At 46.4% G+C, this 21,047-nt stretch carries 17 protein-coding genes, 2 tRNA genes and 3 rRNA genes; 12 read left to right on the top strand and 10 right to left on the bottom strand.

The window, feature by feature from the left end; translation table 11 throughout:
- Window positions 1–85 precede the first annotated feature (85 nt).
- Both dapA and bamC read left to right on the top strand, forming a co-directional pair.
- Window positions 86–973 (top strand): 4-hydroxy-tetrahydrodipicolinate synthase, encoded by an 888-nt coding sequence (gene dapA, locus R2103_RS02295; protein ID WP_317529943.1) that lies wholly within the window; start codon window positions 86–88, stop codon window positions 971–973.
- A 10-nt stretch (window positions 974–983) separates the two neighbouring features.
- Window positions 984–2,132 carry an outer membrane protein assembly factor BamC gene (bamC, locus tag R2103_RS02290; RefSeq protein WP_411172536.1) on the top strand — a complete coding sequence of 383 codons (1,149 nt, stop codon included), beginning with the start codon at window positions 984–986 and terminating at the stop codon, window positions 2,130–2,132.
- Window positions 2,133–2,277: 145 nt separating this feature from the next.
- Here bamC and R2103_RS02285 read toward each other — a convergent pair whose 3' ends face one another.
- From R2103_RS02285 to msrB, 3 genes are all read right to left on the bottom strand, one after another.
- Window positions 2,278–2,490 (bottom strand): hypothetical protein, encoded by a 213-nt coding sequence (locus R2103_RS02285; RefSeq protein ID WP_292985480.1) that lies wholly within the window; start codon window positions 2,488–2,490, stop codon window positions 2,278–2,280.
- A 670-nt stretch (window positions 2,491–3,160) separates the two neighbouring features.
- Entirely contained in the window at window positions 3,161–4,297 is a 1,137-nt protein-coding gene (locus R2103_RS02280) for a cupin domain-containing protein (protein ID WP_317529941.1), read from the bottom strand.
- 15 nt (window positions 4,298–4,312) lie between these two features.
- Window positions 4,313–4,834 carry a peptide-methionine (R)-S-oxide reductase MsrB gene (gene msrB, locus R2103_RS02275; protein WP_317529940.1) on the bottom strand — a complete coding sequence of 174 codons (522 nt, stop codon included), beginning with the start codon at window positions 4,832–4,834 and terminating at the stop codon, window positions 4,313–4,315.
- 193 nt (window positions 4,835–5,027) lie between these two features.
- Between msrB and R2103_RS02270 the strand changes: the two genes are divergently transcribed.
- From R2103_RS02270 to rfbD, 4 genes are read left to right on the top strand one after another with little or no spacing between them, the layout of a single operon-like run.
- On the top strand, window positions 5,028–5,996 hold the full coding sequence (locus R2103_RS02270) for an acetyl-CoA carboxylase carboxyltransferase subunit alpha (RefSeq protein ID WP_317529939.1): 969 nt from the start codon (window positions 5,028–5,030) through the stop codon (window positions 5,994–5,996).
- Entirely contained in the window at window positions 5,923–7,317 is a 1,395-nt protein-coding gene (gene tilS / locus R2103_RS02265) for a tRNA lysidine(34) synthetase TilS (protein WP_317529938.1), read from the top strand. Before R2103_RS02270 ends, tilS begins: the two co-directional genes overlap by 74 nt.
- Before the next feature lie 46 nt (window positions 7,318–7,363).
- A complete protein-coding gene (gene rfbB, locus R2103_RS02260; RefSeq protein WP_317529937.1) occupies window positions 7,364–8,422 on the top strand; it encodes a dTDP-glucose 4,6-dehydratase in 1,059 nt (352 codons plus the stop codon).
- Window positions 8,419–9,315: a dTDP-4-dehydrorhamnose reductase gene (gene rfbD / locus R2103_RS02255; RefSeq protein WP_317529936.1), complete on the top strand. Its 897-nt coding sequence runs from the start codon at window positions 8,419–8,421 to the stop codon at window positions 9,313–9,315. The genes rfbB and rfbD overlap by 4 nt, the downstream gene beginning before the upstream one ends.
- Window positions 9,316–9,347: 32 nt before the next feature.
- Here rfbD and R2103_RS02250 read toward each other — a convergent pair whose 3' ends face one another.
- From R2103_RS02250 to prfB, 7 genes are all read right to left on the bottom strand, one after another.
- Complete coding sequence (locus R2103_RS02250; RefSeq protein ID WP_317529935.1) at window positions 9,348–10,292, bottom strand: S49 family peptidase; 945 nt, start codon at window positions 10,290–10,292, stop codon at window positions 9,348–9,350.
- 198 nt (window positions 10,293–10,490) lie between these two features.
- Window positions 10,491–10,603 (bottom strand): 5S ribosomal RNA (gene rrf / locus R2103_RS02245).
- Window positions 10,604–10,700: 97 nt separating this feature from the next.
- A 23S ribosomal RNA gene (locus tag R2103_RS02240) occupies window positions 10,701–13,624 on the bottom strand.
- A 248-nt stretch (window positions 13,625–13,872) separates the two neighbouring features.
- Window positions 13,873–13,948, bottom strand: a tRNA-Ala gene (locus R2103_RS02235).
- A gap of 7 nt (window positions 13,949–13,955) precedes the next feature.
- Window positions 13,956–14,032, bottom strand: a tRNA-Ile gene (locus R2103_RS02230).
- 105 nt (window positions 14,033–14,137) lie between these two features.
- Window positions 14,138–15,675: ribosomal RNA gene (locus tag R2103_RS02225) — 16S ribosomal RNA — on the bottom strand.
- The 16S, 23S and 5S rRNA genes sit together here with 2 tRNA genes alongside, the layout of an rRNA operon.
- 329 nt (window positions 15,676–16,004) lie before the next feature.
- Window positions 16,005–17,112 (bottom strand): peptide chain release factor 2 gene (gene prfB, locus R2103_RS02220; protein ID WP_317529934.1). Its coding sequence is split into 2 segments (ribosomal slippage): window positions 16,005–17,030 and window positions 17,032–17,112, totalling 1,107 coding nucleotides; the frame shifts between segments, so codons are not numbered across the junction.
- Window positions 17,113–17,353: 241 nt separating this feature from the next.
- On the opposite strand from prfB, the gene ispD reads away from it, so the two are divergent.
- From ispD to R2103_RS02190, 6 genes are all read left to right on the top strand, one after another.
- The gene (gene ispD / locus R2103_RS02215; protein ID WP_317529933.1) at window positions 17,354–18,058 is read left to right on the top strand and encodes a 2-C-methyl-D-erythritol 4-phosphate cytidylyltransferase; all 705 of its coding nucleotides are present in this window, start codon (window positions 17,354–17,356) and stop codon (window positions 18,056–18,058) included.
- Window positions 18,055–18,552, top strand: coding sequence for a 2-C-methyl-D-erythritol 2,4-cyclodiphosphate synthase (ispF, locus tag R2103_RS02210; protein ID WP_317529932.1), 498 nt, complete (start codon window positions 18,055–18,057; stop codon window positions 18,550–18,552). Before ispD ends, ispF begins: the two co-directional genes overlap by 4 nt.
- Complete coding sequence (gene thpR / locus R2103_RS02205) at window positions 18,545–19,093, top strand: RNA 2',3'-cyclic phosphodiesterase (RefSeq protein ID WP_317529931.1); 549 nt, start codon at window positions 18,545–18,547, stop codon at window positions 19,091–19,093. The genes ispF and thpR overlap by 8 nt, the downstream gene beginning before the upstream one ends.
- A gap of 88 nt (window positions 19,094–19,181) precedes the next feature.
- Entirely contained in the window at window positions 19,182–19,853 is a 672-nt protein-coding gene (tsaB, locus tag R2103_RS02200; protein WP_317529930.1) for a tRNA (adenosine(37)-N6)-threonylcarbamoyltransferase complex dimerization subunit type 1 TsaB, read from the top strand.
- A 2-nt stretch (window positions 19,854–19,855) separates the two neighbouring features.
- Complete coding sequence (rimI, locus tag R2103_RS02195) at window positions 19,856–20,311, top strand: ribosomal protein S18-alanine N-acetyltransferase (protein ID WP_317529929.1); 456 nt, start codon at window positions 19,856–19,858, stop codon at window positions 20,309–20,311.
- Window positions 20,308–21,036, top strand: coding sequence for a uracil-DNA glycosylase (locus R2103_RS02190; protein ID WP_317529928.1), 729 nt, complete (start codon window positions 20,308–20,310; stop codon window positions 21,034–21,036). Before rimI ends, R2103_RS02190 begins: the two co-directional genes overlap by 4 nt.
- The last annotated feature ends 11 nt before the right edge of the window (window positions 21,037–21,047 follow it).

Raw genomic sequence — 21,047 nt, 5'->3', positions numbered from 1 at the left:
AAAAAATAAACCGGGAGACGTGGTGAATATACTTACACGCTATGAGATTCGGGTAAAATGTATTCTTTTTACCGGATAGATTGTCATGTTTAAAGGTAGCTTGGTTGCTATCGTCACCCCGATGGATGAAGAAGGCGGATTGGATCTGGATCGCTTTCGCGCGCTGCTCGATTTCCACATAGACCAGGGTACCGACGGTGTCGTCATCGTTGGTACGACAGGCGAATCCCCGACAGTAGACTTTGAGGAACATCATCTGTTGATGCGTACCGCGGTCGATCATGTGGCCGGACGCATACCGGTGATTGCCGGCACCGGCGCCAATTCAACACGAGAAGCGATCGATTTATCGATTTACGCCAAGAATGCTGGCGTTGATGCCTGCCTCTCGGTTGCACCTTATTACAATAAGCCGACTCAGGAAGGGCTGTATCAACACTTCAAAGCAATCGCCGAGGCGGTTGATATCCCGCACATTTTATATAACGTTCCGGGCCGGACAGTGGCCGATATCCGCAACGATACGGCGTTACGTTTAGCGCAGATTCCCAACATCGTCGGCATTAAAGATGCCACCGGCGATATTGGGCGCGGTTCCGATCTATTACAACGCGCACCGTCCGATTTCTTCATTTATAGCGGGGATGATGTCAGTGGACTGGTGTTTTTGCTGCTGGGCGGGCATGGTGTCATTTCAGTCACGGCCAATGTAGCGCCCCGGATGATGCACGACATGTGCGCCGCGGCATTTGCAGGCGACCTCAATACCGCGCGCGCGCTCAATAATAAGCTTTTGCGCTTGCACATCGATCTGTTCGTTGAAGCCAACCCTATCCCGGTAAAATGGGCTGTCGAACAAATGGGACTGATCGGTCCCGGAATCCGCCTGCCACTCACACCTTTATCCAGCCAGTACCACCAACTTATTCGCGAAGCAATGCAGTCAGCCAATATCCACGATTTGAAGAGGTAAGATGTCAAAAATGAAATGGCGGAAAGTCACTATACCGTCTCTGGTATTGACGCTTTCATTGGCAAGTACAGGTTGTAAAATGATCGACCTGTTCCCGGAAACTAAAACCATCGATTACAAGTCAGCAGGAAAACTGCCGCCTTTAGAAATTCCACCCGATCTGATTCAACCGGCTATTGATGAACGTTATGCAATTCCCGAAGTGAATTCATCCGGCAGCACGACTTTCTCCAGCTACAACAACGAACGAGGGGGTGGACAGCAAAAAACCGCCAATTCCTCCTTAATACCGCTATCCATTCAGAATGTGCATATTGAACGTGCCGGAACGCAGCGCTGGCTGGTGATTCCTCAACCTCCCGAAGCTGTTTGGCCGGTGGTTAAGGAATTCTGGCAAGAACTGGGTTTCCTGATCAAAATGGAAGTCCCCGAAGCCGGTATTATGGAAACCGATTGGGCTGAGAATCGGGCCAAGATTCCGCAAGATATTATTCGTACTTTTCTCTCCACCTTTTTGGATAGCATTTATTCAACCGCTGAACGCGACAAATTCCGTACCCGGCTGGAACGCAACGACATGACCACCGAGGTGTATATCAGCCATCGCGGCATGACTGAGGTGCTGGAAGGCGGTAGTCTCAACCGCACGGTCTGGCAACCGCGCCCGGCCGATCCTGATTTGGAAGCCGAAATGCTATCCCGTTTGATGATGCGCTTTGGTGTCGAGGAACAAAAGGCAAAACTGGAGTTAACCACCGGCAGAAGCTCGACCACGGAACGCGCATTCATCAATTCAGAGGGTACTTCGCTGGTCGTTAACGAAGCATTTGACCGGTCATGGCGGCGAGTCGGCTTGGCACTGGATCGAATTGGCTTCACCGTTGAGGATCGCAATCGAGAGCAAGGCATCTATTTTGTACGTTACGTCAGCCCTGATAAAGACAGTAAGAAAAAAGGCGATGACGAAGGTATTCTTTCCAATATCATGTTTTGGCGCAGCGGGGATAAAGATAGCGCGAAAGCCGAAAAATACCGTATACAGGTACACAACACCGGCACAAACACCAGTAATGTCACTTTGCTGAATGATGATGGAACAACTGTAGGCTCCGCTACTGCAAGCCGCATTCTAAAGCTATTGCACGAGCAGCTTAAATAGCAGTAGCAATTCAGCCTGGATGAGATTTTTGAGGCGTTAGTTTTGTAGTTGCTCTTCTCTTATTAAAGAGCACAAAAAATAGAAACAAATTTACAAACAAAAAACCGCCCTAAGGCGGTTTTTTTAATCCTTCCAAGCAGAAGAATTATTTTTTACTATCTGCTTCGCCACCACTCATGATTTTTTCGTAGTTTGCTTTTTCAGTTTCAGGCAGTGCTTGGCTAGGTTTTCCACCACATGCTGATAAAGTTACCGATAGTAAAAATGCAGCCAGAAGAGCATATTTCATATGATTTTCCTTATAAAAAGTTCTTAAAATAAACAATGCAGTATATAACAAATTTAACTCATCTTTCAAGCTTTTTACTTAGCCGAAAGTAATCCATTCATATCTGCCATTCAGGTTTTAATCATCCAGACAATAAAAGCATCTGAATGATCCCTGTTTTCTGAAAATCCATTTCCTGTTACTTGAGTATAGCAGTGAGAAATGGAAACCAGAGATTTTGATTGATGCACAAAAAAACAAACTGCCAACAATATCCAGCAAATTTATCTTTTTATAATCAATCAGCAAGTCACAAATTTCCTTGCGAGAATGTGTGACTCAAGAAGTGCGTTTCTAAACAGCTTTTGACGATTACTGCGATAATATTTTCGCAATAACTCTGCTATTTGCTAATCCTTTTTATTTTGATTCTTGAGGTTCGGAATCTCTAGGTCCATAAGCGGATGGAGGTGGTTTATCCATTGGATAACCATCAAGACTTTTCTTTCCTTCACAAGCACTTAATGTCAATATAGCAAAAGCGATTACTACCAGTGAAAATCTAAACATTCAATCTCCCGTTTTTTCATTTACATTTACGTCCAATAGGATAATCGAACTCATCCGATTATACAAATTTGATTCAAGAAATTCTGCTCCAGAATCGCCGCATTGTTCAATTAATACAATGCAGTAACAAGTGATTGCAGAGAAGATTAACCAACGATTTGATTGAACAAAAACTTTACTTTGACAGTACTTAGTTTTTATCTCGAATATAACCATTGACATACCACTGATAAAGAATTTCCTCAGTTTCTTTATCCAATTCGCAAGCGGGCGGCAATTCATAATTATCAGCCAGCTCAATCAATGTCTTGTATGCATCAGCACCGACTTCAACAGTCTCACCATTAATAAAGAATTTATCACGGCCACTCAGCATTCTGCTTTTTAAATCCAACTGCACGCCATTTTCTTTAATCCGCTTGAGAAAAACACGCGATGACGATGGTTTAGCGGGTTGCGCAAAAAAAACATGTGATTTAGGTTCCGAGAGATAAATACCCAGAAAATCCTCGATGTTATCGCGCCCCCAGTTAATCTTCTTCAAGATTACATTAACCTGGGATTGCATTGCAGCACTGATTTTTGAAGGGTGCGATTGCCATTGCAAATCGGGATCGGAGTACCACCCATCCGTTAAAATAGTATCCTGCAAATGAACGAGAAATTGCGTTATCAATTCTTGCTGGCTGGGAGCACGAAAACCTACGGAATATGTCATACAGTCATCCACGGCAATACCGTTATGCGCGTATTTTGGCGGCAAGTAAAGCATATCGCCGGGGTTTAGCACCCATTCCTGCTCAGGTTGAAAATTCTTCAAAATCCTGAGCGGCGCATCGGCGATAAATTCATCATCCAATTGCGCGGATATCTGCCACCGTCTGGAACCCATCCCTTGCAATAAGAACACGTCATAGGAATCGAAATGCGGCCCGATCCCGCCGCCCTTAGGAGCATAACTCACCATCAAATCATCCAGCCGGGTGTGCGGTATGAAGCGGAATTTTGATAATAAATCGCGCGCCGGAGCAAGAAAATGATTCACATCTTGCACGAGCAATGTCCATTGTTTTTTTGGCAGCTTTGCCAAATCATGGTCGCTAAACGGACCATACGTGAGATGCCATTTGCCGCTTCTCTGTATCACAAGACGGGATTGCGCGTCTTCATCACACGCCAATGCCATCAATTCTTCGCGTGTCAATAAGCCATTAAAACCCGGTAAAGCATTCCTCACCAGCAGAGGCTGCTTCTGCCAATAATCACGCAAAAAATTCTTCGGGGTCACATCGCCCAAGGAAATAGTTTTTATTTTACTGATGTTCAATCTCCTTACCATTTCTCAGTTTCTCAATGCCGGCAATGATTCAGTTTGCAGTACGAATTTCAGCGCCAATCCGTTATTGCACCAGCGCTCCCCTCTGGGCGGCGGGCCATCTTTAAAAACATGTCCTTGATGCCCTCCGCAACGCGCGCAATGGTACTCGGTGCGGAGAAAAATCAACTGATAATCCGGTTTGGTGCCGACATGCCCGGCTATCGGTTGCGTAAAACTTGGCCAGCCGCTTGCGCTTTCATATTTATTCCGGCTCTCAAACAGCGGTAAGTAACAAGCGGCACAAACGAATGTCCCGTCACGCGCTTCGCTATTCAATTCACTACTGCCGGGCTCTTCGGTCTCTTCTTCAAACAAAATCCGGTAAGCTTCCGGCGCGACTAATCCGCGCCATGCTTCGTGCGGCTTATTGAGCGTCACAATCGCCGGATTGATGCCTGTTGCTGCGAGCCGCAACGGCCACATCAGCGAAACGGCAGGTAACGCGGCCAATACGCTCATCCGTTGCAGAAAATTGCGCCGGTTCATTAAAAAACCCTTATATCATCCAAGCGGCCCGTCGGCCTCATCACATCGAAAAAGAATGTCCATTCAGCAGACAAGTTTGCATTAAAACGTTCAATACTCAGGTCTAGCTAACCAAGATTTTGCTGCATCCAGCGGTGCAGATTTAACCGCAAATCCTGTATCATTTCGTTTTTAGGATTATATCTTAGCCCACATGAAAATCACTTTTCTGGAATTTGAGCAAAATATCGCAGAATTTGAATCAAAAATTGAAGAACTACGCTTTGCGCAAGATGATTCGGCCTTGGATATCTCTGCTGAAATTGCACGCTTACAAGCAAAAAGCCAATCCCTGACAAAAAATGTATACGCAAAACTGACACCTTGGCAAATCTCGCAAGTGGCCCGCCATCCGCAACGCCCCTATACATTGGATTACATAGAGCATCTATTTACCGACTTTGAAGAACTGCATGGCGACCGGAATTTCTCGGATGACCATGCGATTGTCGGCGGTTTAGCGCGATTTAACGGCCAAACCGTTATGGTGATCGGCCATCAGAAAGGGCGTGACACTCGGGAGAAAATCTACCGCAACTTTGGTATGCCGAAACCGGAAGGCTATCGCAAAGCATTGCGCTTAATGCGCTTGGCGGAAAAATTCTCAATTCCGCTGATTACTTTTATCGATACACCCGGCGCATATCCCGGTATTGATGCGGAAGAGCGCGGACAATCCGAAGCCATCGGCAGAAATCTTTATGTCCTGGCGGAATTAAAAATTCCTATTATCTGCGTCGTTATCGGTGAAGGCGGTTCTGGCGGTGCTTTAGCTGTTGCCGTTGGTGATGTGATACACATGCTGCAGTATGCCACCTATTCCGTCATATCGCCGGAAGGCTGCGCTTCCATTTTGTGGAAAAGCGCCGACAAAGCACCGGAAGCCGCAGAAATCATGGGTATTACGGCTGATCGCTTGAAGGCAATGAATTTGATCGACAGTATCATCACGGAACCGATCGGGGGCGCCCACCGGGATTACCCGGCTATCATGCAATCGGTAAAAACCGTGTTGCAGGAATCACTGCGCAAATTTCAGGATCATTCCAGTGAAACGCTACTGGCAAAACGTCTGGACCGGCTTATGGCATATGGCTCATTCAAGGAAGTCAAAATCGAATAGCCTGCTAAGTGACGCTGAAGCAGTATTACTTGCGCATATAAAACCTGGCGATCATCTCACCATTGCTCTGAGCGGCGGTATCGACTCAGTCGTGTTGCTGGATGTACTCGCTCAATTATCTCAACAGATACCCTTTACACTTTCCGCTGTACATGTGAATCATGGTATCAGCCGCAATGCAGTCGATTGGAGCAAATTTTGCAACCATCTCTGCGCAGCTTATGGCATTTCTATTCATATCGCTTCTCTGCAATTAAAAAAAGAAGCCGGAGTTAGCCTTGAAGCTATTGCCCGGGAAGAACGTTATCGCATCTTCAGCCGCATGCATGCGGATTACGTGGTTGTTGCGCAACACCTGGACGATCAGGCCGAAACACTGCTACTGCAATTATTTCGCGGTGCTGGAATCCGGGGGTTGAGCGCGATGCCGCTGATCAGAAAGCAAGATTCCGATACCGCGCCGCAAATTCTCCGCCCGCTATTGGAAATTTCCCGTAGTAGAATCGAAGCCTACGCTCATAAAAATCAATTAACCTGGATCAACGACGAAAGCAATGACGACACCGGTTTCAATCGGAATTTCCTGCGGCACGAGATTCTGCCCTTACTGAAGAAACGCTATCCCAGTTATCCGAAAACATTGCTGCGCACCAGCCGTCACTTGTCTGAAGCATCGTTATTACTGGACGAACTGGCTGCAATGGACAGTGAAAATTGCGTTGTCTCCGGCTTGCTGCAAGTCGAGCGCATACGCAAGCTCAGTTTTGCACGTGCAAAAAATCTCCTACGCTATAGGTTGTCGCAACAGGGTGCGCTACTTCCCAGCACGGCAAAATTGGAAGATATTGTGAATCAGCTTTTGTCCGCGAATAAGGACAACCGGCTCCACATCATCTTTGGTCATAGCGAAATTCGTTGTTTCAAAGGTGCCGTTCATATCCTGCCTAAGCAATCTTCACTGCAAAATCCGGAACAATTCACATGGCAAGGAGAACCGTGTTTAGCGTTGCGACATCTGAGCGGCAGCATCCGCTTTACGCACGTAGAGAATCAGGGTATCAACCAACAAAAATTATCAAATGCACCGGTAACCGTTCGTTCCCGGCAAGGCGGCGAACGCTTCATGCCGGCTTGCAATCGCCCGCGCAGAAGCTTGAAAAACTTACTGCAAGAAGCATCCATTCCACCCTGGCAACGCAATACCCTACCATTACTGTTCTGCGGCGAACAGCTGGTATGGGTTCCGGGAATCGGCATCGATTGTGAATTTCAAGTAAAATCGGGAGAAACGGGAGTTTTACCGCTGTGGGATTCAGCATGAACAAGACCGGAATTCAGATTATCGATTGACTCAACTGGAAAATTGCATGATTTTAGTCACAGGGGGCGCAGGATTTATTGGCAGTAATTTTGTTCTCGATTGGTTAGCACAATCGGATGAGCGGGTCATCAATCTTGATAAATTGACTTATGCCGGAAATTTACAAAATCTAGCGCCATTGTCTCAAGATTCGCGGCATATATTTGTAAAAGGCGATATCAGCGATACCCGATTGATTTCACAATTGCTGACTCAGTATCAGCCGCGCGCAATCATCAACCTGGCTGCTGAAAGCCATGTTGATCGTTCCATTCTCGGACCGGAAGATTTTATTCAAACCAATATTCTGGGTACGTTTCGCTTATTGGAAGCAACACATGCCTACTGGCGCGAGCTGGAATCTGCTGCAAAACAAAGTTTCCGCTTTCTTCATGTTTCAACCGATGAGGTTTACGGTTCATTGAGAAAAAATGATCCCGCATTTACCGAAGCACATCGTTATGAACCCAATAGCCCCTATTCAGCCAGCAAGGCATCCAGCGATCACTTAGTTCGCGCCTATTACCATACCTATGGGTTACCCATACTGACTACCAATTGTTCTAACAATTATGGCCCGTTTCAATTTCCGGAAAAATTGATTCCTTTAATGATCGTGAATGCGTTAGCAGGAAAATCCTTGCCGGTATATGGAGATGGCCAGCAAGTGCGCGACTGGCTTTATGTCACCGATCACTGCAGCGCAATCCGGCGTGTATTGGAACGCGGCGCTCCGGGAGAAACTTATAATATAGGCGGCTGGAACGAGAAGCCTAATATAGAAATCGTTCAGACCATCTGCGGTCTGTTAGAAGAATCTTATCCCAGCACAAATTTTCATAACCTCATCACGTACGTTCAGGATCGGCCAGGACACGACAGACGCTATGCCATCGATGCGACGAAAATCGAACGCGAGCTCGGCTGGAGACCGGTGGAAACATTCGCTACCGGCATACGAAAAACGATCCAGTGGTACTTGAGCAACCGGCAATGGGTAACTGATGTGCAAACCGGCGCTTACCAGGAATGGATCAAAACGCACTATGCCGGATTGCAATCATGAAAATTCTATTATTCGGCAAAAACGGTCAGGTCGGATGGGAATTACAGCGCAGTCTCGCGCCACTGGGTGAATTAATCGCACTAAGTTCCAGCAGTGAAGAATTTTGCGGTGATTTGACCGATTTCTCCGGGATACAACAAACCTTGCGGCAAGTCTCGCCCGATATCATCGTCAATGCAGCAGCTTATACTGCGGTCGATAAAGCTGAAAGTGAGCCTGGACGGGCTTATGCACTCAATGCTGAAGCACCTGCTGTGCTGGCACAAGAAGCAAAAAGACTCAGTGCATGGCTGATCCATTATTCAACCGATTACGTCTTCAATGGCCATAGCAGTCAACCCTATCTTGAAACTGATGATTGCGATCCACTCAATGTCTATGGCAAATCTAAATTGGAAGGTGAGAAAAACATCCTCAATTCCGGCTGCTCACATTTGATTTTTCGTACCAGCTGGGTTTATGCCGCTTATGGAAATAATTTCATCAAAACAATACTTCGCTTGGCGCAGCAGCGCGACAAATTAACCATAGTGGATGATCAAATCGGTTCGCCAACCGGAGCAGAGCTAATTGCCGATATTACTGCTCATGCATTGCTTATGATTAAGGAAAAACCCGCGATATCCGGTTTGTATCACTTGACTGCCGGTGGAAGCACTTCATGGTATGGGTTTGCTAAATTTATCCTGGAAAATGCAGAACGCATGAATTACCAGCTCAAAATCCAATCCAGCACATTGAAACCAATCGCTAGCAGTGATTTTCCTCTGCCAGCAAAACGTCCGTTCAATTCTCGTCTCGATACTGGAAAACTGACAAAAACTTTTGATCTCACTTTGCCATCATGGCAAACCGGAGCAGCGCGAACGCTAACAGAGCTACTCAATAAATAATCTGTAAATGCGGTCAAGTAAAAATGTGTCTCTTACCGCATTGTCAGTGCATGGCCAGAAAGCATATTAAAAACTATTTGACCAAATCGTTTGCTAAATAAGCCTGATAGACCTTCGTTCGGCGTAAAATCAACCAGGTCTTCTGCCTTAATAATCTCGCGTGCAACATATTCAGCATTGCCCATTTCATCGGCAAGCCCTAAATCAATACTTTTCTGACCTGTCCAGACAATTCCGCTGAATATCTCCGGAACATCTTTTAAACGTTCACCTCGGCCTTGTTTTACTACGTGAATGAATTGTTCGTGTATTTCACGCAATAAATGTGTCGCATGTTCCTTTTGTACAGGATCTAAAGGTGCAAAAGGATCCAGGAAATTTTTATTCTCGCCAGCAGTAAGTAATCGCCTTTCAATGCCTAATTTTTCTAAGGTACCGGTAAAGCCGAAGCCATCTATCAGCACACCAATTGAGCCAATCAGACTGGCTTTATCAACAAAAATTTTATCAGCAGCTACAGCTACGTAATATCCACCCGAAGCACAAATGTCTCCAACTACAGCATAAAGCGGTATATCCGGATATTTAGTTCGCAATCGGCGTATTTCATCATTGATATATCCAGCTTGAACTGGGCTTCCACCAGGGCTATTTATACGTAATACTACACCCTTGGTGTTTTTATCTTGAAACGCTAAACGCAAGCTAGCATTAACTTTATCGGCATTACTCATGCTATCGGGAGTAATCATGCCGCGTAAATCAATAAGTGCAGTATGCTTCTCGGCAATTCGAACTCTGCCATCTTCTATCCAGCCTAGGGCAAAAAATAACAAAATGAAAAGATATAAAAAAGTGATTAGCTTAAAAAATATCCCCCAATTGCGCGTGCGTCGCTGCTCACGAAGAGATGCCAGAGCAAGGTTTTCAATTAGATCTCTTTCCCAATCCTCTTTCTTAACTTCAGATTCACTCATAGCCATCCACTTAAATCAGAAATGAATATTATTGAAAATATTGCAGACAATTGCAATCTAGATTCTAAGGAAGCTCTTGTCGATTATTATCAGCAACAAGACTATTGAAGAAATTTTGCAGTTTTACAAATCCGGGAAGTAGAAAACAGAAAACCTCTCATCAAATTAAATCTTGATGAGAGGTTTCTAAATAAGAGTGCCTGGCGGTAACCTACTTTCACATGCGAATGCACACTATCATCGGCGCAGCTTCGTTTCACGGTTCTGTTCGGGATGGGAAGAGGTGGGTCCAAAGTGCTATGGCCGCCAAGCGTAACTTGAAACTGAATAATATTAAACAAATATTATTCAAAAAGGAAAAAGTAAAATGGATTAGAGTATATTAATAACAAAAATTATCAAAGTTATAGGATCAAGCCTCACGGTCAATTAGTATCGGTTAGCTTAACATATTACTATGCTTCCACACCCGACCTATCAACGTCGTAGTCTTCGACGAACCTTTAGGAGGGTTAAACCCTCGGGAAGTCTTATCTTGAGGAGAGTTTCCCGCTTAGATGCTTTCAGCGGTTATCTCGTCCGCACATAGCTACCCGGCGATACGACTGGCGTCATAACCGGTACACCAGAGGTGCGTCCACTCCGGTCCTCTCGTACTAGGAGCAGGTCCTCTCAAACTTCCAACGCCCACGGCAGATAGGGACCAAACTGTCTCACGACGTTTTAAACCCAGCTCACGTACCACTTTAAATGGCGAACAGCCATACCCTTGGGACCGGCTACAGCCCCAGGATGTGATGAGCCGACATCGAGGTGCCAAACTCCCCCGTCGATATGAACTCTTGGGAGGAATCAGCCTGTTATCCCCGGCGTACCTTTTATCCGTTGAGCGATGGCCCTTCCATACAGAACCACCGGATCACTATGACCTGCTTTCGCACCTGCTCGACTTGTCAGTCTCGCAGTTAAGCACGCTTTTGCCATTGCACTATCAGCACGATTTCCGACCGTACCTAGCGTACCTTCGTACTCCTCCGTTACAATTTGGGAGGAGACCGCCCCAGTCAAACTGCCTACCATACACGGTCCCCAATCCAGATAATGGATTTAGGTTAGAACCTCAACAACACCAGGGTGGTATTTCAACGATGGCTCCATGAATTCTAGCGAATTCACTTCAAAGCCTCCCACCTATCCTACACAAATGTTATCAAAGTCCAATGTAAAGCTACAGTAAAGGTGCACGGGGTCTTTCCGTCTAGCCGCGGGGAGATTGCATCTTCACAAACATTTCAACTTCGCTGAGTCCCAGGAGGAGACAGTGTGGCCATCGTTACGCCATTCGTGCAGGTCGGAACTTACCCGACAAGGAATTTCGCTACCTTAGGACCGTTATAGTTACGGCCGCCGTTTACCGGGGCTTCAATCAAGAGCTTGCACCCCATCATTTAACCTTCCGGCACCGGGCAGGCGTCACACTCTATACGTCCACTTACGTGTTTGCAGAGTGCTATGTTTTTATTAAACAGTCGCAGCCACCAATTCATTGCAACCCTGTTCTGCTTCACGCGCGAGGCGCTACACATACAGAGGGCACACCTTTTCCCGAAGTTACGGTGCTATTTTGCCGAGTTCCTTCTCCTGAGTTCTCTCAAGCGCCTTAGAATTCTCATCCTACCCACCTGTGTTGGTTTACGGTACGGTCTCTATTCAACTAGAGCTTAGTGGCTTTTCCTGGAAGTATGGTATCGCTCACTTGGCACTCCTAAGAGTGTTGCGTTATCACGTCTCAACTAAGCTATCCGGATTTACCTAAACAGCACGTCTACACGCTTGAACCGGGACATCCAACACCCGGCTGAGTTAACCTTCTTCGTCCCCACATCGCATTGAACAAAGGTACTGGAATTTTAACCAGTTTCCCATCAGCTACGCATTTCTGCCTCACCTTAGGGGCCGACTCACCCTGCGCCGATTAACGTTGCACAGGAAACCTTGGGTTTTCGGCGAGGGAGTCTTTCACTCCCTTTATCGCTACTCATGTCAGCATTCGCACTTCCGATACCTCCAGCAGTCTTTACAAACTACCTTCGCAGGCTTACGGAACGCTCTCCTACCATTTACATAAAATGTAAATCCCTAGCTTCGGTGCACAATTTGAGCCCCGTTACATCTTCCGCGCAGGACGACTCGATCAGTGAGCTATTACGCTTTCTTTAAAGGGTGGCTGCTTCTAAGCCAACCTCCTGACTGTCTATGCCTTCCCACTTCGTTTCCCACTTAATTGTGTCTTGGGGACCTTAGCTGAGGGTCTGGGTTGTTTCCCTTTTGACACCGGACGTTAGCACCCGATGTCTGTCTCCCATGCTCGCACTCTTTGGTATTCGGAGTTTGCAATGGTTTGGTAAGTCTCAATGACCCCCTAGCCATAACAGTGCTCTACCCCCAAAGGTGATACATGAGGCACTACCTAAATAGTTTTCGGAGAGAACCAGCTATTTCCAGATTTGTTTAGCCTTTCACCCCTACCCACAGCTCATCCCCTAATTTTTCAACATTAGTGGGTTCGGACCTCCACGAGGTGTTACCCTCGCTTCATCCTGGCCATGAGTAGATCATCTGGTTTCGGGTCTACACCCAGCAACTATACGCCCTATTAAGACTCGCTTTCGCTGCGCCTCCCCTATCCGGTTAAGCTTGCTACTGAATGTAAGTCGCTGACCCATTATACAAAAGGTACGCAGTCACCCTTACGGGCTCCCACTGTTTGTATGCATGCGGTTTCAGGATCTATTTCACTCCCCTTCCGGGGTTCTTTTCGCCTTTCCCTCACGGTACTGGTTCACTATCGGTCGATTACGAGTATTTAGCCTTAGAGGATGGTCCCCCTATCTTCAAACAGGATTTCACGTGTCCCGCTCTACTTATCTCAATCTTAGTTCTATATTTGAATTTTCGCCTACGGGACTATCACCCACTACGGTTTAACTTTCCAGAAAATTTGACTAATTCAAATACTAAATATTGAAGGCTGATCCCAGTTCGCTCGCCACTACTTTGGGAATCTCGGTTGATTTCTTTTCCTCTGGTTACTTAGATGTTTCAGTTCTCCAGGTTCGCTACACTTAACTTATATATTCAGCTAAGGTTGACTCCTGCTCAATTAATTTTAATAAAAATCAAAACTAATTAAGCAAGAGTCAGGTTTCCCCATTCGGATATCTCCGGATCATAGCTTGTTTGCCAGCTCCCCGAAGCTTTTCGCAGGCTTCCACGTCCTTCATCGCCTGTAATCGCCAAGGCATCCACCACATGCACTTATTCACTTGATCCTATAACTTTAATAACTTAATGAAATTATAGTCTCTATACTTGTTGCATTATTTTTAAGATACAATCTAACCCATAATTTATTTCACAAATAATCAAAAAATTTACGATTATTTGATACAAATAAATATTTTACTTTTTCCAAATTTTTAAAGAACAAAATTAATTTCAACAGGCAAGAAATATATCACACAAGCTTATGATGATAAAAAATAGTTTTTACTAATACCAGCGCTTAAGAACTATAAATTGGTGGAGGTGAACGGGATCGAACCGATGACCCCCTGCTTGCAAAGCAGGTGCTCTCCCAGCTGAGCTACACCCCCTATATGTTGGTGGGTCTGGGTGGACTTGAACCACCGACCCCACGCTTATCAAGCGTGTGCTCTAACCAACTGAGCTACAGACCCTTGATGAGCCCAAATTCCACTCAAACATTAGCACAAGCTTTTGATTTTTTTAGTCTTGCCTATAAACAATCGATAGGTTGTGAGTACTTAAACGAGATACTCTTGAAAGGAGGTGATCCAGCCGCAGGTTCCCCTACGGCTACCTTGTTACGACTTCACCCCAGTCATGAACCTCACCGTGGCAAGCGCCCTCCTTGCGGTTAGACTACCTGCTTCTGGTGAAACCCACTCCCATGGTGTGACGGGCGGTGTGTACAAGACCCGGGAACGTATTCACCGCGACATGCTGATCCGCGATTACTAGCGATTCCAACTTCACGGAGTCGAGTTGCAGACTCCGATCCGGACTACGACGCGCTTTCTGAGATTAGCTCCCCCTCGCGGGTTGGCAACCCTCTGTACGCGCCATTGTATTACGTGTGAAGCCCTACCCATAAGGGCCATGAGGACTTGACGTCATCCCCACCTTCCTCCGGTTTATCACCGGCAGTCTCATTAAAGTGCCCAACCAAATGATGGCAATTAATGACAAGGGTTGCGCTCGTTGCGGGACTTAACCCAACATCTCACGACACGAGCTGACGACAGCCATGCAGCACCTGTGTTCAGATTCCCTTTCGGGCACAAATTCATCTCTGAAAATTTTCTGACATGTCAAGGGTAGGTAAGGTTTTTCGCGTTGCATCGAATTAATCCACATAATCCACCGCTTGTGCGGGTCCCCGTCAATTCCTTTGAGTTTTAATCTTGCGACCGTACTCCCCAGGCGGTCAACTTCACGCGTTAGCTACGTTACCAAGTCTATTAAGACCCGACAACTAGTTGACATAGTTTAGGGCGTGGACTACCAGGGTATCTAATCCTGTTTGCTCCCCACGCTTTCGTGCATGAGCGTCAGTGCTAGCCCAGGAGGTTGCCTTCGCCATCGATGTTCTTCCATATCTCTACGCATTTCACTGCTACACATGGAATTCCACCTCCCTCTGCTGCACTCTAGCTCTGCAGTTTCAAACGCAGTTCCCAGGTTAAGCCCGGGGATTTCACATCTGACTTACAGAACCGCCTGCGCACCCTTTACGCCCAGTAATTCCGATTAACGCTTGCACCCTACGTATTACCGCGGCTGCTGGCACGTAGTTAGCCGGTGCTTCTTCTGTTGATACCGTCATGAGTCATGATTATTAGTCACAACTTTTTCTTTTCAACTGAAAGAGCTTTACAACCCGAAGGCCTTCTTCACTCACGCGGCATTGCTGGATCAGGCTTGCGCCCATTGTCCAAAATTCCCCACTGCTGCCTCCCGTAGGAGTCTGGGCCGTGTCTCAGTCCCAGTGTGGCTGGTCGTCCTCTCAGACCAACTACTGATCGTCGCCTTGGTAAGCCATTACCTTACCAACTAGCTAATCAGACATCAGCCGCTCCAAAAGCATAAGGTCTTTCGATCCCCTACTTTTCTCCTCAGAGATTATGCGGTATTAGCACATCTTTCGATGCGTTATCCCCCACTTTAGGACACGTTCCGATGTATTACTCACCCGTCCGCCACTCGCCACCAAGTGCAAGCACTTGTGCTGCCGTTCGACTTGCATGTGTAAAGCATGCCGCCAGCGTTCAATCTGAGCCAGGATCAAACTCTTAAGTTTAATTCTGGTAAAACTCTCGCTTGACGTATTATGATGTTGATTAATAAAACCAATATCTATTATTTCTTGCGAGTATTTAAATTTTTTGATTCTTTCGAATCTAATCTCAATTTAAGTACTCACACCTATCGATTGTAATTTTTTAAAGAGCGTTGCTACTTGTTTTTAATGTTGCGCAGTAGCGAGAAGCGGAATTATACAGAGTCTAAAAGACCGGTCAAGCAATTTCTGCAGATAATTTTAATTAAATAACCTCAAGAAGCTTGCCTACTGAGAAAATTCCTTTAATTACAGTCACTCATGCTGCTCATCTTTTTTTATTTAAATTATCATTTCACACCCTGTTTCAAGCTCGCTTCAATAAAGCTGTTCAAATCTCCATCTAAAACACTTTGCGTGTTCCCGATTTCAACATTTGTCCGCAAATCTTTTATGCGAGACTGATCTAATACATAAGATCGGATTTGATGACCCCAACCAATATCTGTCTTCGTTTCTTCTATGGCTTGCTTTTCTTCGTTACGTTTACGCAGCTCCGCTTCATACAAACGCGATTTCAGCATAACCATCGCATCTGCTTTGTTTCTATGTTGCGAACGTCCGCTTTGACATTGCACAACTATCCCCGTCGGATTGTGAGTAATGCGAATAGCGGAATCGGTTTTATTGATATGTTGACCTCCCGCACCCGATGCGCGGAATGTATCTATGCGCAAATCGGCCGGATTAATTTCAATTTCTATCGTATCGTCGACTTCAGGATAAACAAAAACACTTGCAAATGAGGTATGACGCCGGTTACCGGAATCAAACGGTGATTTTCTAACCAAACGGTGCACACCTGTTTCAGTGCGCAAATATCCATACACATATTCACCTGTCACTTTCAAGGTAGCACTCTTGATGCCGGCAATATCCCCCGGTGACTCTTCCAAAACTTCAACTGCCCATCCTTGCCTTTCACAATAGCGCAGATACATACGCTCAAGCATGGCAGCCCAATCTTGCGCTTCCGTTCCACCCGAACCCGATTGAATATCGACAAAACAATTCTTTGGATCCATCGGATCGGAAAACATACGGCGAAACTCCAGATTTGCAATGACCTGCTCTACCTTATTGACATCAACGTCAATACTCTCAAGCGCCGCTTCATCGCTTTCTTCCTTCGCAATTTGAAATAACTCTTCCGCATCCTGCAACTGCTGCTCCATTGATACCAATGTCACCACAATATCTTCCAACAGCTTTTTTTCTTGTCCAATTTCTTGAGTGCGCTTACTATCATTCCAGATTGCCGGATCCTCAAGCAAACGCGTTAACTCATTTAATCGAGTCTGTTTAGCATCGAAGTCAAAGAAACCTCCGTAATTCACCGGCACGATTGCCCAGATCCTGGAGATGATTAGAAATTGCATTAATTTGTTCTGCTTCCATATATTTCACCTTTAGTTTGAATTTACTGATTATACCGTTTACTGGATTCTAGTTCCGGGCGCCGTCCGCCAATCCAGTCATTGCATATATATTCCCGATAACACGCAAGAACGATTGGTAACAATTTCAAACAAGCGATTAATAAAAAATTATAATGACCGGCTTATATATATGGTTAGCTGACCGCACACTTTTATCCGCTAACCTATTTTTTAAAACCGATCTCGTCACCGCTTAAATAATGTCCAAATTCTTTGCCTTAATTCCTGCCGCTGGCTCAGGCTCACGCATGGGGAACGAACTCCCCAAGCAATACTTGCCGTTATGCGGCAAACCGATGATCTATCATGCAATCAAAACATTATGTAACAATCGGTCGATTGCGGGGGTATTTATCGTACTGGCACCCGGCGACACCCATTGGTCTCAATCCGATTGGTCCGAATTTTCTCAAAAATTAACAGTATTACAGTGCGGTGGCGCAACCCGGGCGGACAGCGTGCTCAATGGCCTTACCGCCGCACAGCAAAAGAACCTGATTAATCCACAAGACTGGGTGTTGGTGCACGATGCTGCCAGACCTTGCTTAACATTAGATCAACTGGATAAATTGATCAGTGAATTAGCCAGTGACGCAGTAGGTGGATTATTGGCTGTACCTGTAGCCGATACTTTGAAGCGCAGTGACGCAGACAACCACGTGAGACAAACTGAATCACGCGATAATCTATGGCAAGCGCAAACACCGCAAATGTTTCGCTGCGAGCTACTCACCCGGGCACTGCAAAATGCGACAAATATTAGTGTGACGGATGATGCCAGTGCCGTTGAGGCATTAGGGCTTCACCCCAAACTGGTGTCTAGCGATACGTACAATTTTAAAGTAACCTACCCCCAAGACTTGGCTTTGGCCGAATTGATCATACAAAAAAGGAATCATCCGTGAGCACGATAAGAATAGGACAAGGTTTTGACGTTCATCAACTGGTTGAAGGACGTCAGTTGATCATAGGCGGCGTTACGATCCCGCATGAAAAAGGCCTGCTTGGCCACTCGGACGCGGATGTGTTATTGCATGCCATCTGTGATGCACTGTTAGGTGCGGCGGCGTTGGGAGACATCGGACAACACTTTTCCGATTCCGATCCGCGCTACAAAAATATTGATAGCCGCGTGCTGCTGCGCAATGTATACAGTTTGCTGGAAAATAATCATTACAAAATCGTCAATCTCGATGCAACCATTATTGCGCAAGCCCCAAAAATGGCACCGCATATCCCGGCAATGATCGCCAATATTGCACAAGATCTACAAACATCAGCACGCAACATCAATATTAAAGCCAAAACAGCCGAACATCTGGGCGCGATCGGCCGCAAAGAAGGCATCGCAGCCGAAGTCGTATGCCTGATCGACCGCGCGGAAAGTAAGATTGACTAAACAAGATGCTGATCCGGAAATAAAATCCATTCGTGTGTTCTTTGCTATTTCTCCCAGTAAAATTGTACAAAGACAGCTGACGCACCAGGCAGAATTACTGGCGCCCATTTGCGACGGGCGACAAATCGTGATACCGCATTTTCACCTCACGCTGGTATTTCTGGGTAATGTCAGCGTTCATCGCATCGAAACGCTCCGTCACATTATGAGAAATATAGCAGCACAGAAATTTGCGCTTTGTTTGGATAAGATCAGCTATTGGAAACACAATCAAATTATTTACCTCCACGCGAAGCAATTCCCGGCTGAACTGTTCGATCTGGTTGCTGCATTACAATCAACTCTGTCAGAAGCCGGATTCCCATTTGACCGCCGGGTGTACAAACCGCACCTTACGCTCTTCCGGAAAGCCGCGCATCCAGTCAATACGGAGCTGATCAATCCGATTCATTGGCCTGTCAGTGAATGGATTCTGTTGCAATCGAAACCAACACAAACAGGCGTTGACTATGTTCCACTCGGTCACTGGCGGTTAAAATAAGCAGCCAGCAGCAAGAACTCCATAGATCAAACTTATTTCTCAATCGCATTGACAGTAAAACTCCCACATACCTCGGCCCGCAATTAACTTGAAAATTCTCGCTCTCGAAACTTCTACTGAATTTTGTTCCGTCGCACTCAGTCTGGACGGCACAGTATCCGGTCAGGAAATCCTTGCCGGACGCACGCATTCTGAAATGATTCTCCCGATGGTACAAAAATTCCTGGCCGAAGCAGAATTAGCATTGCAACAATTGGATGGCATCGCTTTCGGCGCAGGTCCCGGATCTTTTACCGGTCTACGCATTGCCTGCGGCGTTGCGCAAGGTTTGGCTTACGCCACCGGCCTCCCGGTTGCGGCAATCAGCACACTGGAAGCCGTCGCACAACAAACTGACGCAGAGAAAGTGATCGTAGCCCTTGATGCCCGTATGGGCGAGCTTTATTATGCCGCCTATCAGAAATCGGCACATATCGGCTGGATAATTATCAACCCGCCCGCACTCTGCCTGCCGCAACAAGCGCCAGCAGTTTCCGGTAATGGGTGGCATGGATGCGGCAGCGGCTTTGATGTTTATCCGGATTTATCACAGTTGTATCGCGAACATATTGAACAGATCCATCATGGACTACACCCGCGAGCACTAGAAGTGGCGCAACTTGCGCTTCCTAAATTCCGCGATGGCGCATGTATTGATCCGGCTCATGCAATGCCCGTATATATCCGCAACAAAGTCGCGCTAAAGGAAAACGAGCGATGAACATGGCAGCGCAACAACCTATTGAAATCAGACCGATGCAACTTTCCGATCTGGATCGTATTATCCTGATCGAGCGGGAAATCTTTCTGTTTCCATGGTCACTGGGAAACTTTGCCGATTCCATCAAAACCGGATATGTGTGCCGGGTTCTGCAACAAACCGATGCGCTGATGGGTTACGGAATCATGATGATGAGTCCTGAAGAAGGCCATATCCTCACCCTCGGCATTGCCGCCAACTGGCAAAAACAGGGCTTGGGGAAAAAAATGCTGCAATTCCTCATTCAGCATGCCAAAGAACAAAACGCAAAATCGATTTTCCTGGATGTGCGCGAATCCAATCAAGGTGCCGCACAGCTATACAAACAAATGGGTTTTCAGCATATCGCCACACGCAAAGGCTACTACCCCGCCATGTGCGGACGCGAAGATGCGCTTGTTATGCGGCTGATGTTATGAATACCCGGCGCAGGCAAATACTGAAGGAGTTGAATTTGCTGCCGGTGTGGCGGTTAAAATCAGACACTACGCAGCACAGCGAAGCAGCTGAACCACATGTTGCTGAAAGCGGAAATTTACCGCTGCCGTCCGAGTCTGAGAAAAGTACGGCACAGTCGCCCATAACTCAGATGGATTGGGATCAGTTGAAGGCGGCGGTAGCACATTGTGTTGCATGCCCTTTAAGCCAAACACGCACCCAGACCGTATTTGGCGTTGGCGCTGAAAATGCCGATTGGCTATTCGTTGGAGAAGGTCCCGGCGCGCGCGAAGATGAAATCGGAGAACCGTTTGTCGGTCAAGCCGGCAAGCTGCTGGATCAAATGCTTGCCGCGATACACTTAAAGCGCGGCGAGCACGTTTATATCGCCAATATCGTCAAGTGCCGCCCGCCCAATAACAGAAATCCGAGCTCGAATGAAGCGCTGCAATGCGAACCTTACTTAACCCGGCAGATCACATTAATCAGACCCAAGCTCATCGTCGCGTTAGGCAAGGTTGCCGCGCAGAATCTTTTAAAGTGCGACGACAGCATTTCCAGTTTGCGTGGCAAAGTACACGATTATTCAGGCATACCGTTGATTGTTACCTACCATCCGGCTTATCTGCTACGTTCTCTGCCTGAAAAAGCAAAAGCTTGGAAAGATTTGTGTTTCGCACAAACAACGATGCAATCACTGCGATAGCATCTGCCCTT

Source organism: Nitrosomonas sp. Is24, from assembly GCF_033063335.1.
Taxonomy (GTDB): Bacteria; Pseudomonadota; Gammaproteobacteria; order Burkholderiales; family Nitrosomonadaceae; genus Nitrosomonas.
Note: the sequence above shows the minus strand (reverse complement) of the source record. Positions and strands in the feature narration are given on the sequence as shown.

What these genes read in the sequence shown, in the direction of transcription:
- dapA (WP_317529943.1), top strand. Translation starts at nt 86, where the DNA reads ATGTTTAAAGGTAGCTTGGTTGCTATCGTCACCCCGATGGATGAAGAA.
- bamC (WP_411172536.1), top strand. Translation starts at nt 984, where the DNA reads ATGAAATGGCGGAAAGTCACTATACCGTCTCTGGTATTGACGCTTTCA.
- msrB (WP_317529940.1), bottom strand. Translation starts at nt 4,834, where the DNA reads ATGAACCGGCGCAATTTTCTGCAACGGATGAGCGTATTGGCCGCGTTA.
- R2103_RS02270 (WP_317529939.1), top strand. Translation starts at nt 5,028, where the DNA reads ATGAAAATCACTTTTCTGGAATTTGAGCAAAATATCGCAGAATTTGAA.
- rfbB (WP_317529937.1), top strand. Translation starts at nt 7,364, where the DNA reads ATGATTTTAGTCACAGGGGGCGCAGGATTTATTGGCAGTAATTTTGTT.
- rfbD (WP_317529936.1), top strand. Translation starts at nt 8,419, where the DNA reads ATGAAAATTCTATTATTCGGCAAAAACGGTCAGGTCGGATGGGAATTA.
- R2103_RS02250 (WP_317529935.1), bottom strand. Translation starts at nt 10,292, where the DNA reads ATGAGTGAATCTGAAGTTAAGAAAGAGGATTGGGAAAGAGATCTAATT.
- ispD (WP_317529933.1), top strand. Translation starts at nt 17,354, where the DNA reads ATGTCCAAATTCTTTGCCTTAATTCCTGCCGCTGGCTCAGGCTCACGC.
- rimI (WP_317529929.1), top strand. Translation starts at nt 19,856, where the DNA reads ATGGCAGCGCAACAACCTATTGAAATCAGACCGATGCAACTTTCCGAT.
- R2103_RS02190 (WP_317529928.1), top strand. Translation starts at nt 20,308, where the DNA reads ATGAATACCCGGCGCAGGCAAATACTGAAGGAGTTGAATTTGCTGCCG.